11 protein-coding genes are annotated in these 14,365 nt (G+C 69.4%); 7 read left to right on the top strand and 4 right to left on the bottom strand.

What is annotated here, in order from left to right; translation table 11 throughout:
• Positions 1 to 25 precede the first annotated feature (25 nt).
• A complete protein-coding gene (locus tag BR39_RS0106850) occupies positions 26 to 1,945 on the bottom strand; it encodes a monovalent cation:proton antiporter-2 (CPA2) family protein (protein ID WP_029909058.1) in 1,920 nt (639 codons plus the stop codon).
• A gap of 3 nt (positions 1,946 to 1,948) precedes the next feature.
• Positions 1,949 to 2,560 carry an NAD(P)H-dependent oxidoreductase gene (locus BR39_RS0106845; RefSeq protein WP_029909056.1) on the bottom strand — a complete coding sequence of 204 codons (612 nt, stop codon included), beginning with the start codon at positions 2,558 to 2,560 and terminating at the stop codon, positions 1,949 to 1,951.
• Between the two features lie 96 nt (positions 2,561 to 2,656).
• On the opposite strand from BR39_RS0106845, the gene BR39_RS0106840 reads away from it, so the two are divergent.
• Positions 2,657 to 3,367, top strand: a complete 711-nt coding sequence (locus BR39_RS0106840) for a CoA transferase subunit A (protein ID WP_029909054.1) — start codon at positions 2,657 to 2,659, stop codon at positions 3,365 to 3,367.
• Positions 3,367 to 4,008 carry a 3-oxoacid CoA-transferase subunit B gene (locus BR39_RS0106835; protein ID WP_029909052.1) on the top strand — a complete coding sequence of 214 codons (642 nt, stop codon included), beginning with the start codon at positions 3,367 to 3,369 and terminating at the stop codon, positions 4,006 to 4,008. The genes BR39_RS0106840 and BR39_RS0106835 overlap by 1 nt, the downstream gene beginning before the upstream one ends.
• 142 nt (positions 4,009 to 4,150) lie before the next feature.
• On the opposite strand, the gene BR39_RS0106830 is transcribed toward BR39_RS0106835, so the two are convergent.
• The gene (locus tag BR39_RS0106830) at positions 4,151 to 5,743 is read right to left on the bottom strand and encodes a glycosyltransferase family 39 protein (RefSeq protein ID WP_029909050.1); all 1,593 of its coding nucleotides are present in this window, start codon (positions 5,741 to 5,743) and stop codon (positions 4,151 to 4,153) included.
• A 192-nt stretch (positions 5,744 to 5,935) separates the two neighbouring features.
• Here BR39_RS0106830 and BR39_RS0106825 point away from each other — a divergent pair, with 192 nt between their 5' ends.
• The 4 genes from BR39_RS0106825 (at position 5,936) to BR39_RS0106810 (ending at position 11,015) form a co-directional block, all read left to right on the top strand.
• Positions 5,936 to 8,419, top strand: a complete 2,484-nt coding sequence (locus BR39_RS0106825) for a TonB-dependent receptor (RefSeq protein ID WP_029909048.1) — start codon at positions 5,936 to 5,938, stop codon at positions 8,417 to 8,419.
• A gap of 157 nt (positions 8,420 to 8,576) precedes the next feature.
• Positions 8,577 to 9,578 carry an agmatine deiminase family protein gene (locus tag BR39_RS0106820; protein ID WP_029909045.1) on the top strand — a complete coding sequence of 334 codons (1,002 nt, stop codon included), beginning with the start codon at positions 8,577 to 8,579 and terminating at the stop codon, positions 9,576 to 9,578.
• Positions 9,579 to 9,583: 5 nt separating this feature from the next.
• Positions 9,584 to 10,462 carry an N-carbamoylputrescine amidase gene (gene aguB / locus BR39_RS0106815; RefSeq protein ID WP_029909043.1) on the top strand — a complete coding sequence of 293 codons (879 nt, stop codon included), beginning with the start codon at positions 9,584 to 9,586 and terminating at the stop codon, positions 10,460 to 10,462.
• Between the two features lie 13 nt (positions 10,463 to 10,475).
• The gene (locus BR39_RS0106810; RefSeq protein WP_029909040.1) at positions 10,476 to 11,015 is read left to right on the top strand and encodes a GNAT family N-acetyltransferase; all 540 of its coding nucleotides are present in this window, start codon (positions 10,476 to 10,478) and stop codon (positions 11,013 to 11,015) included.
• A 131-nt stretch (positions 11,016 to 11,146) separates the two neighbouring features.
• Here BR39_RS0106810 and BR39_RS0106805 read toward each other — a convergent pair whose 3' ends face one another.
• A complete protein-coding gene (locus tag BR39_RS0106805) occupies positions 11,147 to 11,965 on the bottom strand; it encodes a phosphatase PAP2 family protein (protein ID WP_231499407.1) in 819 nt (272 codons plus the stop codon).
• Positions 11,966 to 12,114: 149 nt separating this feature from the next.
• On the opposite strand from BR39_RS0106805, the gene BR39_RS0106800 reads away from it, so the two are divergent.
• Positions 12,115 to 14,175: a TonB-dependent receptor gene (locus BR39_RS0106800; RefSeq protein WP_029909037.1), complete on the top strand. Its 2,061-nt coding sequence runs from the start codon at positions 12,115 to 12,117 to the stop codon at positions 14,173 to 14,175.
• Positions 14,176 to 14,365 lie beyond the last annotated feature (190 nt).

Raw genomic sequence — 14,365 nt, 5'->3', positions numbered from 1 at the left:
CCGCGACAGAGTCCGGTTCCCGACTCTATTTCGCCTCTTCGCGCCGGGCGGCTTCGCGTTCGGCGCGTTCCTTCAGCTCCTCGTCGAGGCTGGCGGTGTCCCAGGCCCCCGCGCCGTCGCCGGGGCGCAGGCGCGCCAGGTCGGCGGTCAGGAGCTTGTCCATGGTCTGGGCGGCGTCGCGCGAGGCCAGGATGTAGGCCTCCTCCTGGCCCCAGACGGGACGCAGGTCCTCGAACGACTTGCGGTCGTGGCGGCGGAAGATGCCGGCGGCGCGGTGGGCCCGGTGGGCGCGGTAGCCCAGCTTCTGCAGGGCCGTGGTCCCCAGGGCCAGGGCCGCCTCGAAGGTCTCGCGCTCGACCGCGTCGGCGCCGTTGGCCAAGAGGTCGTAGGCGTGGCGGCGGTCCCAGGCCCGGGCCAGGATCACCAGGTCGGGGAAGGCCTTGCGGGCGGTTTCGACCAGCTCGACGGTCTTCTCGCGGTCGTCCAGGGCGACGATCAGCATCCGGGCCCGCTCGATCCCGGCGGCGCGCAGCAGGTCCATCCGCGTGGCGTCGCCGTAGTGCACGCGGCGGCCGAAGCGGCGCAGCAGGTCGATCTGCTCGATGTCGCTGTCCAGCACGGTGGAGCGGAAGCCGTTGGCGGTCAGCAGGCGGCCGGTGATCTGGCCGAAGCGGCCGAAGCCGGCGATGATGATGTCGGGCTCGCTGTCGTCGAAGGCCCCGGTGTCGGGCGTCACCTTGGGGATCGCCGCGTCGAACATCTGGGCGATGCGCTCGTAGAGGATCATCGCCACCGGGGTCAGGGCCATGGAGACGGCGACGGCGGCGGTCAGCAGGGCCGCCAGGGTCGCGCCGATCACGCCGGCCCCGACCGTGAAGGTCAGCAGCACGAAGGCGAACTCCCCGCCCTGGGCCAGGGCGGTGGCGACGGCCGCCGCGCCCCGGGCAGGGGCCCCGAACAGCCGGGCCAGGCCGAACATCACCGCGAACTTCAGGACCATCAGGCCCAGCACCAGGCCGATCAGGGTCAGGGGCTGGCTGGCCACCAGCCTCAGGTCGATGCCCGCCCCGACGGTGATGAAGAACAGGCCCAGCAGCAGGCCGCGGAACGGCTCGATGTCGGTCTCCAGCTCGCGGCGGAACTCACTCTCGGCCAGGACGACCCCGGCCAGGAACGCGCCGAGGGCGGGGGAGAGGCCGACCATCTGCATGATGCTGGCCACGCCCACCACGATCAGCAGGGCCGCGGCGGTGAAGATCTCGCGCAGGCGGGCCTCGGCGATGAAGCGGAAGATCGGCCGCACCAGGTAGCGGCCGCCGCCGACCACGGCGCCGACGGCCACCAGCACCGACAGGCCCTGGGCCCACGGCGGCAGGTGGGCGATCAGGCTGGCGCCGCCATGCCCGCCGGCCGCCTCGGCGTGGACCGGCGGGGCGATGGTCGCCAGGGTGGGCAACAGGGCGAACATCGGGATCACCGCCAGGTCCTGCAGCAGCAGGATGCCGAAGGCCGCGCGCCCGACCGGGCCTTGCCTCAGACCCTTCTCGTCCAGGGTCTGCAGCACGATGGCGGTGGACGACATGGCCAGCACCATCCCCACGGCCAGGGCCGTCTGCCAGGGCAGGCCCAGCAGCATCGAGACGCCGGCGATGGCGACCGAGGTGCCCACCACCTGGGCGCCGCCGAAGCCGAAGATCGCCTTGCGCATGTCCCACAGGGTGGAGGGCTGGACCTCCAGCCCGATCAGGAACAGCAGGATCACCACGCCGAACTCGGCGAAGGTCCGCACGTCGGTCTGCTCGCCGACCAGCGACAGGGCGAACGGCCCGATCACAACACCGGCGATCAGGTAGCCCAGCACCGAGCCCAGGCCCAGGCGCTTGGCGATCGGGACGGAGATGACGGCGGCGCCCAGATAGACCAGGGCTTGCAGCAGGAACGGCATGGCTCAGGCCCCCAGTTCGGCGTCGGCGGGGACGGTCAGCAGCGAGGCGATGCGGGCGCGGTAGCGTTGGGCCTCGGCCTTCAGCTCCTCGTCGTCCTTGACCGCCGCGCCGTGCACCACGAAGGGCGTCTCCCAGACCATGCCGCACAGATAGGCGGTCTGCTCCAGGGGGCGAAGATATTCGTCCAGGGTGAAGCGGTTGTAGCCGTGGGCGTGATAGGCCTTGGCCGCCCCGCCGGTGGTGCAGGCGGCGAACAGGCGCTTGCCGGCCAGGGCGTTGCCCTCCAGGCCGTAGGCGAAGCCGTGCAGCCAGACCAGGTCGAACCACTCCTTCAGGAGGGCCGGCGTCGAGTACCAGTAGAGCGGGAACTGCACGGCGATCACGTCGTGGTTCAACAGCTTCTCCTGCTCGGCCTCGATGTCGATCGCGAAGTCCGGATAGGTCTCGTACAGGTCGTGGAACGTGACCCCGTCCAGCCCCTTGGCCGCCTTGGCCAGGGCGCGGTTGGCGCGAGACCGTTCAAGCGCCGGATGCGCCAGGGTCAAAAGCACGCCCGAGGTGGCGGGCGTCACGCCGCCGATGATAGCTTCCCCAGGGTTAGCCTGATCCGTCACGCCTTCACTCCACGCATCGAAATTTTATTCATCAAGAGTTGAATTTCTCCGCCCGCCGGTCCAGAGCAATCGGCGAACGTCGCTCCGGGAGGAACCATGGTCGACAAGGTGAAGTCCACAGCCGCCGAAGCGCTGGCGGGTCTTTTATTCGATGGCATGACCATCATGGCCGGCGGCTTCGGCCTGTGCGGCATTCCCGAGAACCTGATCGCGGCGATCCGCGAGGCGGGGACGAAGGACCTCACGGTCATCTCCAACAATTGCGGCGTCGACGGCTTCGGCCTGGGGATCCTGCTGGAGAACCGCCAGATCAAGAAGATGGTCTCGTCCTATGTGGGTGAGAACAAGCTGTTCGAACAGCTCTACCTCAGCGGCGAGCTGGAACTGGAGTTCAATCCGCAGGGCACCCTGGCCGAACGCATCCGCGCCGGCGGGGCGGGCATCCCGGCCTTCTTCACGCGCACCGGCTACGGCACCCTGGTGGCCGAGGGCAAGGAGACGCGCGAGTTCGACGGCGAGATGTACGTGATGGAGCGCGGCCTCGTCGCCGACCTCGCCATCGTCAAGGCCTGGAAGGCCGACGCCGAGGGCAACCTCGTCTATCGGAAGACGGCGCGGAACTTCAATCCGATGATGGCCACGGCCGGCAAGGCCACCGTCGTCGAGGTCGAGGAGGTCGTCGAGATCGGGGCGCTGGACAAGGACAACATCCACACGCCCGGCATCTATGTCGACCGCCTGATCAAGGGCGCCAAGTTCGAGAAGCGCATCGAGCGCGTGACCACCCGTCCGAAGGAGTCGGTGTAATGGCCTGGACGCGCGACCAGATGGCCGAACGGGCGGCCAAGGAGCTGCGGGACGGCTTCTACGTGAACCTGGGCATCGGCATCCCGACCCTGGTGGCCAACTACATCCCCGAGGGCATGTCGGTGACGCTGCAGAGCGAGAACGGCATGCTGGGCATGGGCCCCTTCCCCTACGAGGGCGAGGAGGACGCCGACCTGATCAACGCCGGCAAGCAGACGATCACCGAGCTGGACTCCAGCTCGTACTTCTCGTCGGCCGACAGCTTCGCGATGATCCGCGGCGGCCACATCGCCCTGTCGATCCTGGGCGGCATGCAGGTCAGCGAGAACGGCGACCTGGCCAACTGGATGGTGCCCGGCAAGATGGTCAAGGGCATGGGCGGGGCCATGGACCTGGTGGCCGGCGTCAAGCGGGTGGTGGTGGTCATGGACCACTGCGAGAAGTCCGGCGCGCCCAAGCTGCTGCACCGCTGCTCGCTGCCCCTGACCGGGGCGGGCGTGGTCGACCTGCTGATCACCGAGCTGGGCGTCTTCGAGATCAATCGCGGCAAGACGCCGGTGCGGCTGATCGAGCTGGCGCCGGACGTGACGGTGGATGAAGTGAAGGCCAAGACCGAGGCGGCGTTCGAGGTCGCCCTCTAGGGCGACCGTCTCCCTCCCCCTTGTGGGGAGGGGGGACCAGCGAAGCTGGTGGGTGGGGCCTCCAGCGCCGAAAGGCTGGCTCATCAAACCCCACCCGACCCCTTCGGGGCCACCCTCCCCACAAGGGGGAGGGAGTCATCGTCTATTTCCCCGGATCCTTCCACGGCGTATCCGGCGGCAGCCCCGTCACCGGGTCGCGCGGCACGGGCCGGAAGTCCTGGGCGATGAACAGGTCGGTGCGGCGCGAGCGCTTCCTGTCCAGGCGCACGCGGACGATCTGCAGGTCGGACGTCGTCGCGAAGTCCTGCTGGATCTTGCCGCGATAGGTGCCTTCCAGGCTGGCGATCAGCACCCGGCGGCCCAGCCCGGCGTCCAGCGGGGCCTCGGCCTCGGCCTGGTTGCGGGGGGCGATCTCGTGCACCCACATCTTCAGCGGCGGGGCGGCCGGCGTGCCGAAATAGTCGCGGCCGTAATAGGCGGCCACGTTGTAGAGGAAGCGGTCGTCCAGGGCGACGGCGGTCAGGCCGCCGTGCAGGGCCTGCTCCTCGCGCGAGCGGTCGATGATCGCCTGCACCGTCTGGTCCCAGCCGCGGGCCCGCTTGAAGGCGTTGCCCATGCCCATGGCGTCGGCCGTGCGCGGAGCGATCACCCAGGTCAGGAACAGGACGGCCAGCACGCCCTGCAGGACTAGGCCGCCGATCAGCCAGCGGCGGGCGTCCCAGCGCAGCAGCCAGGCGGCGACCAGCACCGAGCCGGCGACATAGGCCGCGGCCGCCCAGTTGGCGTTGGCGCGCGAGACGAAGGCCTGGGCCGCCACCGTCGCCAGCGGCGGCAGGGCGAAGCACAGCAGGGTGATGTCGGCGGCGGCCAGCCGCTTGCGGACCGCCAGCAGCAGGGCGCCGCCGCCCAGCACGGCGAACGGCACGGGCCCGAACACCCCGAACTGCGAGCCGACGAACTGGATCAGCTCCATCGGGTTGAACAGCTTGCCCGACTTCCAGTTGGCGTTGGCGGCGGTGTGCTCCAGCGTCGAGAAGTGGTGCTGGTAGTTCCAGATCATGTTGGGGGCGAAGACCACCAGCAGGGCCGTGAAGAAGGCGACCGCCATGGCCGGGGTCCAGGCGCGACGGGCCTCGCGCGAGAGGAACAGGTGCACGGCCAGGCTGGCCAGGGCGTAGATCGCCGCGTACTTGCTCAGGAACGCCATGCCCAGCGCCGCGCCCATGCCGGCGGCGACCCAGATGCGGACGCGGGGCGAGGCGTGCGGCAAGCTGACGCAGGCCCAGATCATCAAGGCCAGGAAGAACAGCAGCGGGGTGTCGGTGGTGATCAGCACCGACGACAGCTGGACCCCCGGCATCAGGATGAAGATCGCCGCGGCGGCCGCGCCGACCCAGGTCCCGCCCCGTTCGTCGCCGTACAGCCGCGTGGCGATGCGGGCGATGATCAGGGCCGTGGCGGCGTTGAGCAGGGGCGAACCGATGCGCAGCCAGGCCTCGGCGTCGCCGCCGATTCCCGTGGTCGCCCAGATCAGCCAGGCGATGACCGGAGGCTTGGAGAAATAGCCGAAATCGAGGTGGCGGGACCACAGCCAGTACTGGGCTTCGTCCGGGTACAACTCCAGGGGTGTGACGAACAGCGCCACGACCCTCAGAATCGTCAGGACCCCGATCAAGATCAGGGTCAGCCTTTCGATTCGCGCTCGAGTCGCCCGCGCTGTTTCATCAAGGGCCACGCCGATTTCTCCCGCATAAGTAAGAGGACGCTGACTAAATCTTCCGCAAGCGGGGCCCCCGAAGCGTGTTTATCCGCGATCGTGGCCTTTCCGTCACCAAACCTTCTAAATACGTCGCTAAAGAGCCTCTTAATGAGTGGTCCGGCGGGCTTCATGCACCCCGCTGCGACTTGAACGAGGGGATAGATCAAGATGATGACGAAAAAGCTCGCCTGTCTGGCGTCGACCGCTCTGGTCGGCTGCCTGCTCAGCGCCACCGCCGCCTTCGCCCAGTCGACCGGCTCGCAAGCCAACGAAGTCGACAGCGTGGTCGTGACCGCCGCCGGCCAGCGCGCCGTCGCCGGCCAGATCGTCGAGACGCTGCCGAAGTCGCGCGCCTCGGTCGACAACGCTTTCCTGGCGACCCAGTCCACCGGCCAGAACGTGTTCCAGTCGCTGAACCTGCTGCCGGGCGTCAGCTTCACCAACAACGACCCCTACGGTTCGTCGGGCGGCAACCTGCGCCTGCGCGGCTTCGACGGCGCCCGCGTCTCGGTCACCTTCGACGGCGTGCCGCTGAACGACACCGGCAACTACGCCGTCTATCCGAACCAGCAGCTGGACCCCGAACTGATCGACCGCGCCAGCGTCAACCTGGGCACGACCGACGTCGACAGCCCGACCGCTTCGGCCACCGGCGGCACCATCAACTACATCACCCGCAAGCCGGCGCATGAGTTCGGCGGCATCGCCGACGCCTCGATCGGCGACGACAACTATCGCCGCGCCTTCCTGATGCTGGAAACCGGCGACTTCGGTCCGATCGGCACCCGCGCCTTCGTGGCCGGCTCGTACCAGAAGTACGACAAGTGGAAGGGCCCGGGCTCGCTCGAGAAGAAGCAGGTCAACGCCCGCATCATCCAGGACATCGGCGATCGCGGCGACTTCGTCAGCCTCGCGGTGAACTACAATGAGAACCGCAACAACAACATCCGTCAGCTGACGCTGGCCGAGTTCAACGCCTTCGGCAAGAACCTCGACTACACCGCCACCTGCACCAACCGCGTGATCAACGCGGGCACCCGCACCATCACCGAGACCGCCCCGGCCATCCCGGGCAACTGCTCGGACTACTACGGCCGCCAGGTCAACCCGTCGAACACCGGCAGCGTCCGCGGCTCGGCCCTGTTCCACCTGACCGACAACCTGCGCCTGACGATCGACCCGTCGTTCCAGTACACCCTGGCCGACGGCGGCTCGCAGCTGGCCACCGTGGCTGAAACCGACGGCCGCGTCCGCGGTTCGAACGGCGCCGCCAAGGACCTGAACGGCGACGGCGACACGCTCGACACCGTCGCGTTCTTCGCGCCCAGCGTCACCAACACCCGCCGCTACACGGTCACCAGCTCGCTGATCTGGGACCTGAACGACGACAACCGCATCCGCGTCGCCTACACCGGCGACTACGGCCGCCACCGTCAGACCGGCGAGTACACGGCCCTCGACGCCGAAGGCAACACGACCAACGTGTTCGGCGGCAAGGACGGCCACGGCGCCAAGATCTACACCTCGGACGGCAGCTATCTGCGCGCTCGCGACCGCTTCTCGATCGCCCAGCTGAACCAGGTCGCCGCCGAATACCGCGGCAAGTTCATGGACAGCCGCCTGACCGTGAACCTCGGCGTGCGCGCGCCCTTCTTCAAGCGCGAGCTGAACCAGTACTGCTACACGCAGAACGCCACGAACCTGACGACCGTCATCTCGGGCTTCACCGTCAGCTGCACCACCCAGGCGCCGGTCGTCACCAACACCGACGGCACCGTGCAGTTCGCCACCGGCACGGCCGCCAACCTGCGCTACATCAAGCCGTGGTCGGCCACTGTGAAGTACGACAAGGTCCTGCCGAACGCCGGCGCGACCTATGACATCGGCGGCGGTCACACCGTGTACGTCAGCTACGCCGAGGGCTTCTCCTCGCCGCGTACCGACAACCTCTACACCGCCACGCTGGAAAACGGCGTCGGCACCCCGGCCGACACCCGTCCGGAAACGACCAAGACCTACGACCTGGGCTACCGCTACTCGGCGCCGACCGTCATGGCCACCGCCGCGCTGTGGAAGACCGACTACAAGAACCGCATCGTGCAAGCCTTCGATCCGGACCTGAACATCAGCATCGACCGCAACGTCGGTGACGTGAAGGCCTGGGGCTTCGACACGCAAGCGGCCTGGGCCGTCGCGGAATACCTGACGGTCACCGGCTCGTTCTCGTACAACAACAGCGAGATCCAGGACGACCTGGTGCTCAACGCCGCCGGCGCCCTCCTGCCGCTGTCGGGCAAGCAAGTGGTCGAGACCCCGAAGTACACCTTCGGCGGCCGCGTCGACTGGGACATCACCGAGGCGCTGCACATGGGCGTCCAGGGCAAGTACACCGGCAACCGCTACTCGACGGACGTGAACGACGAAGTCGCCCCGCACTACACCGTGTGGGACATGTCGCTGTCGTACGACCTGCCCTTCGCCAAGAAGACCTACGCCCAGCTGAACGTGAACAACCTGTTCAACGAGACCTACTTCGGCTCGATCAGCTCGCGCACCAACGCCGTGGCCCTGACGGGTTCGGCGGCCAGCGCGCCGACCTACTACATCGGCTCGCCGCGCACGGTTCAGTTCACCCTGCGCACCGAGTTCTAATCGGCCTCTCGAGGCTGACCTCTCGGTCAAAGACGGAAGGGCGGTCCGGAAACGGACCGCCCTTTTTCTTTTGTCGCACCAGTTTGCTAGAAGGGCGGCTTGACCCCGGGGCCGTCCCGGCCCATTTGCGCCTCCCGTTTCGATCCAGGTTCCGTTCATGACCACGACCGTCCCCGCCGAGTGGGCTCCGCACCGCGCCATGTGGGTGGGTTTCCCCAGCCACGCCGAGCTGTGGCAGGAAGACCTCGAGCAAGCCCAGCAGGAAGTGGCCGACCTGGCCCGCGCCCTGGCCGGTCCGGGCGGCGAGCGCGTGCGCCTGATGGTGGTCGGCGACGAGGCCGAGGCCGCCGCCCGCGCGCTTCTCGGCGACACCACGGTCGAGATCGTCCGCGGCCAGTTCGGCGACATCTGGCTGCGTGACACCGGTCCGATCTTCACCGAGACCGCCAAGGGCGCCGTCGCGGCCGGCTTCAAGTTCAACGGCTGGGGCGGCAAGTACCAGCTGGAGGGCGACGACATCGTCGCCGAGCAGATCGCCGCCGCCTCGGGTGCGCCCCTGGCCCGCAACGCCTTCGTGCTGGAGGGCGGCGCCCTGGACCACGACGGCACGGGCACGATCCTCACCACCCGCCAGTGCCTGCTGAACGCCAACCGCAACGGCGACTGGGACGAGGCCAAGGCCACGGCCGCCCTGACCGCCGCCCTGGGCGCCAAGAAGGTGCTGTGGCTGGGCGACGGCCTGCTGAACGACCACACCGACGGCCACGTCGACAACCTGGCCCGCTTCGTCGCGCCGGGCGTGGTGGCCTGCCCCATGGCCTTCGGCGTCGACGACCCCAACGCCGAGGTCTACGCCGAGACCGCCCGCGCCCTGGCCGGCATGACCGACAGCCGCGGCTCGCCCCTGCAGGTGGTCCGCATCCCGTCGCCGGGCCGCGTCCTCGACGAGGACGGCGAGATCATCCCGGCCTCGCACATGAACTTCCTGATCGCCAACGAGGCGGTGATCGTGCCGATCTACGCCGAGGAGTCGGGCGCCTTCGCCGTCGAGGTGATCAGCGGGCTGTTCCCCGAGCGCGAGGTGATCGGCCTGCCCTCGACCGCCATCCTCACCGGCGGCGGCTCGTTCCACTGCATCAGCCAGCAAGAACCGGAGTAGTCCGAATGACCCGCACGCTCAGCGTCGCCGCCATCCAGACCTCGTACGGCATGGACCTGGCCGCCAACATCAAGAAGACCGAGCACTTCATCCGCGAGGCCGCCGCCAAGGGCGCCCAGGTGATCCTGCCGTCCGAGCTGTTCCAGGGCCCGTACTTCTGCGTGGCCCAGGAGGAGCGCTGGTTCGCCGAGGCCCATCCGTGGCGCGAGCACCCGGTGGTCAAGGCCATCGCGCCCCTGGCCGGCGAGCTGGGCGTGGTGATCCCGATCTCGATCTTCGAGCGCGAGGGGCCGCACTACTTCAACAGCCTGGTCATGGCGGACGCCGACGGCAGCCTGCTGGGCCTCTACCGCAAGAGTCACATCCCCGACGGCCCCGGCTACATGGAGAAGTACTACTTCCGGCCGGGCGACACGGGCTTCAAGGTCTGGGACACGCGCTTCGGCCGCCTGGGCGTCGGCATCTGCTGGGACCAGTGGTACCCCGAGGCCGCCCGCGCCATGGCGCTGATGGGCGCCGAGGCCCTGTTCTACCCCACGGCCATCGGCAGCGAGCCGCATGACCCCAGCCTGGACACCGCCCTGCCGTGGCGGCGGGCCATGCAGGGCCACGCGGTCAGCAACGTGATCCCGGTGGTCGGCGCCAACCGCATCGGCTTCGAGCCGTGGGACGGCTATCCGAACGGCGGCCAGACCTTCTACGGCTCGTCCTTCATCGCCGACCATCGCGGCGACCTGGTCAGCGAGCTGGGCCGCAGCGACGAGGGCCTGGTCAACGCCACCTTCGACCTGGACTTCCTGCAGACCCACCGGGCGGCCTGGGGCTTCTTCCGCGACCGGCGGCCGGAGTTCTACGGCGCCCTGGCCAGCGGCCGGCCGGCGTGATCGGCGGCTTGAAGTGATAGGGACGGGCCGGCTCGTCCTGCGCGCGCCGGTCGACGCCGACCGCGACGCGATCGCGGCGATCAACGCCGACCCGGCGGTGGGCGTCTGGCTGGGCGGCGCGCGCTCGCGGGCCGAGAGCGACCACTTCGTCGACCGCGTCCAGGCCCACTTCGCCGAGCACGGCTTCGGCTTCTACGTGGTCGAGCGCCGGGACGACCGGCGGGTGATCGGCCTGACCGGCATCTGGCACGTGCCCGAGGAGAACCCGCTGCTGGCCGGCCAGGTCGAGATCGGCTGGCGCTTCGCTCCCGACGCCTGGGGCCAGGGCTACGCCACCGAGGCGGCCCGCGCGGCCCTCGACTACGGCTTCGACCTCAGCATCGCCGAGATCATCGCCTTCACCGCGCGCACCAACCTGGCCTCCCAGGCGGTGATGCGGCGGCTGGGCATGGCCTACGACCCGGCGCGGGACTTCGAGCATCCGGGCGTGGCGGAGGGCGATCCGCTGAAGCCGCACGTGGTGTTCGTGGGACGGCCTAGGGTGTATCCTTAGCGCACCCACTTGCCCCCACCTGACCGCTTCGCGGTCTGTCCGCCCCCGTAGGGGGCGGAGCCCTCGAACGCGGCGCGGCTCTTCCCCCTCCGGGGGAAGACGATCGCGAAGCGATCCGTAGGGGGCAAGTGCTAGGCGGCGGGGCATCCGGTCGGAGGTCCGGCGGCCTTCGACGCCGCCACCTCGGCCTTGGCCTTCTCCAGATCGCTCAGGAACGCCGGGTCCTGGTGCAGCCGCGAGACCATGGCCGAACCCAGGTAGCGCCCCGCCTCGATGTCGCTCTGGAAGTGCACGCCGCAGGCGATGCGGCTGTCGCCGAACTCGCGGCCGCGCGCCAGGACGGCGCTGGCGTGCTCGGGGGCGACTTCCGAGATCACCAGAGCCCAGGACCAGCCGATCAGGCCGTGCCCGGACGGATACGAGCCGTCGGTCTCGATCCACTTCTCGCGCGGCACGCAGATCGGCTTCTTGTTGCCCACCGGCGGCCGCTTGCGCTGGAAGACCGCCTTGGCCGGCTGGTACAGGGTGGCGGCGTCGTCGGTCATCCGCAGCAGCATGTTGGCCAGGACCGGCGTCGCCTCGGGCCCGATATTGACGCCCGCCGCGCAGGAGAAGCTCTTGAAGCCATGCGCGCCCGACAGGTCGGCGTCGGCGATGGCCTTGTCCCAGGCCGGGCCGCCGGCCAGCTTGCGGGTCTGGTTGAAGATCTTGCGGTCTGCCCGGCCGCGCGTCGACTTCGGCTCGGGCGGCGGGCCGACGATGGTCGCGCCGTCCAGGTTCATGCCGGTGGTCAGGTAGCCGGGCGGCGGCTTGGTCCAGCTGGCGGTGCTGGGGCTGACCGCATAGGGCGCGGCGGCCGGGCCGGCCTTGGAGAACAGGTCCTGGACCGGCGAGCAGCCCATCAGCAGGGCGCCTGAAAAGGCGGCGACGAGCATCGCGTTTCGGGTCATGGGCGGCCTCCGATCGGTCATCCGACCACAGAACGGCGACGAGACGCCGCGTCAAGCCGGGTTTTGGCAAGAAGCGGCTTGACGACTCGTAATGTTATTTCATAACACTTCGGCCAAGCCGCTCCCCCGGTCAAGGTTCAGGATTTCCCATGCCCCGTCGCGTACTGCTTTCCGCCGCGAGCCTGCTGGCGTTCGCCCTCGCCGCGCCCCTGGCGCACGCCGCCGAGACGCCGCCGCCCGCCGACGCCGCCGCCGCGCCTGACGCGCCCGAAGCCCCCAACGCGGTCGACAAGGTGGTGGTCACCGCCGCCCCCTACGCCGTGTCGCTGGACACCGTGACCAGCAGCGTCAACGTCGTGACCCGCGACCAGCTGGACGTCGCCCCGCCGGCCGGCATCGGCGACATGCTGAACGGCCTGCCGGGCCTGCGCTCCACCTTCTACGGCCCCGGCGCCTCGCGCCCGGTGATCCGCGGCCTGTCGGGCCCCCGGGTGATGGTGCTGCAGAACGGCGTCGGCCAGGTGGACGCCAGCGCCCTGTCGCCCGACCACGCCGTGGCCAGCGACCCGGGCGAGGCCTCGCGCATCGAGGTGCTGCGCGGCCCCTCCACCCTGGCCTACGGCGGCTCGGGCATCGGCGGGGTGGTCAACATGATCGACGACCGCGTGCCCTCGACGCCCGCCGCCAACGGCCCCGAGGGCCGGCTGTCGGCCTCGGCCTCCAGCGTCGACGACGGCTACGCCTACAGCGGCGCGGTCAAGGCCGGGAAGGGCCCGATCGTGTTCGCGGCCGACTTCTCCAGCCGCCGCACCGACGACTATTCGATCCCGACCGCCGCCGTCTCCGACCGCCTGGCGGCCCGCGACGGCCTGACGGTCGATCCCGACCACGTGGTCAAGAACACCGACGTCGAGGTCGACGCCTACGGCGCGGGCGTCTCCTGGGTCCACGACCGGGGCTTCATCGGGGCGTCGGTCAAGAAGACCGACACCACCTACGGCGTGCCCTACGAGCAGATCCTGGCCCCGATCGATCCGGACGCCGAGGGCCCGGTCTCGATCCACCTGCAACAGACCCGCTACGACCTGCGCGGCGAGCAGGAACTGGACAATCCGTGGTTCGAGAAGGTCCGTGTCTCGCTGGGCTACGCCGACTACGAGCACGCCGAGGTCAGCGTCGAGGACGGCGAGGTGGGCACCCGCTTCCTGTCGCACGGCACGGAAGGCCGCGTGGAGCTGGTGCACCGCGAGCATGACGGCCACCAGGGCGCCATCGGCTTCCAGGCCCTGGACCGCCACTTCGAGGCGATCGGCGACGAGGCCTTCGTGCCCTCCACCGACATCAAGGAGTACGGGATCTTCACCCTGCAGCGGCTGGACCGCGGCCAGTGGGGGATCGACGCCGGCCTGCGCTTCGACACCCGCGAGCTGCGGACTCCGACCGAGACGCGCGACTTCGACAACGTCTCGGCCTCGCTGGGCGTGTTCTACAAGCCGACCGACGCCCTGTTCACCGCCCTGACCCTGTCGCGCAACGGCCGGGCCCCGACCGAGTTCGAGCTGTTCGCCAACGGCCCGCACCCGGGCACCGGCGGCTTCGAGGTGGGCGACGACAGCCTGGACTCCGAGACCGTCACCTCGCTGGAGGCCACGGTCCGCTGGAAGAGCGACCGCCTGCGCGCGGAGGGCCACCTGTGGGCCGCCAAGTACGACAACTTCATCGAGGAGGCCCCGACCGGCGCGGTCGAGGACGACCTGCCCGTCTACCAGTACTTCCAGACCAAGGCCGACTTCCACGGGGCCGAGCTGGAGGCCAGCTACGAGGCCTGGCGCGGCGCCAGCCAGTCGATCCGCCTGGAGACCACCTTCGACTGGGTGCACGGCGGCACCGACGCCGGCGTCCCGGCCCGCATCCCGCCGTGGTCGCTGGGCGGCTCGGTGGTCTGGACCGCGCCGCGCGTCGAGACCACCCTGGAGGTGCGCCGGGTGGCCGAACAGGATCGCGTGGCGACCTTCGAACTGCCCACCGACGGCTACACGGTGGTCAACCTGAAGGCCACGTTCAAGCCGATCGCCGACTCCCCGCTGCGGCTGTTCATCGACGGCCGCAACCTGACCAACGAGGAGATCCGCGAGCACGTCTCGTTCCTCAAGGACATCGCCCCGTCGCCGGGCCGCTCGGTGCGGGCGGGCGTGGCCTGGAAGTTCTAGGATCGCGGACGAGCTTGCCGATCCCCCAGGGTTGTCATCCCGGAAGCCTCGAAGAGGCTGTCCGGGACCCAGGTGGCCCGCACCGCCTTCGGCCAGTCCCCTGGGTCCCGGACAAGCGTTCCGCGCTTTCCGGGATGACGACGAAAGAGGAAAGGGCGGGTTCGCCTCCTCGATAACGCTCCACCCATGA

The organism is Caulobacter sp. UNC358MFTsu5.1 (assembly GCF_000712075.1).
Taxonomy (GTDB): Bacteria; Pseudomonadota; Alphaproteobacteria; order Caulobacterales; family Caulobacteraceae; genus Caulobacter.
This window is presented reverse-complemented; position numbering and strand designations above follow the sequence as displayed.

What these genes read in the sequence shown, in the direction of transcription:
- BR39_RS0106820 (WP_029909045.1), top strand. Translation starts at nt 8,577, where the DNA reads ATGACCACGACCGTCCCCGCCGAGTGGGCTCCGCACCGCGCCATGTGG.
- BR39_RS0106840 (WP_029909054.1), top strand. Translation starts at nt 2,657, where the DNA reads ATGGTCGACAAGGTGAAGTCCACAGCCGCCGAAGCGCTGGCGGGTCTT.
- BR39_RS0106835 (WP_029909052.1), top strand. Translation starts at nt 3,367, where the DNA reads ATGGCCTGGACGCGCGACCAGATGGCCGAACGGGCGGCCAAGGAGCTG.
- BR39_RS0106805 (WP_231499407.1), bottom strand. Translation starts at nt 11,965, where the DNA reads ATGACCCGAAACGCGATGCTCGTCGCCGCCTTTTCAGGCGCCCTGCTG.
- BR39_RS0106800 (WP_029909037.1), top strand. Translation starts at nt 12,115, where the DNA reads ATGCCCCGTCGCGTACTGCTTTCCGCCGCGAGCCTGCTGGCGTTCGCC.
- BR39_RS0106850 (WP_029909058.1), bottom strand. Translation starts at nt 1,945, where the DNA reads ATGCCGTTCCTGCTGCAAGCCCTGGTCTATCTGGGCGCCGCCGTCATC.
- aguB (WP_029909043.1), top strand. Translation starts at nt 9,584, where the DNA reads ATGACCCGCACGCTCAGCGTCGCCGCCATCCAGACCTCGTACGGCATG.
- BR39_RS0106825 (WP_029909048.1), top strand. Translation starts at nt 5,936, where the DNA reads ATGATGACGAAAAAGCTCGCCTGTCTGGCGTCGACCGCTCTGGTCGGC.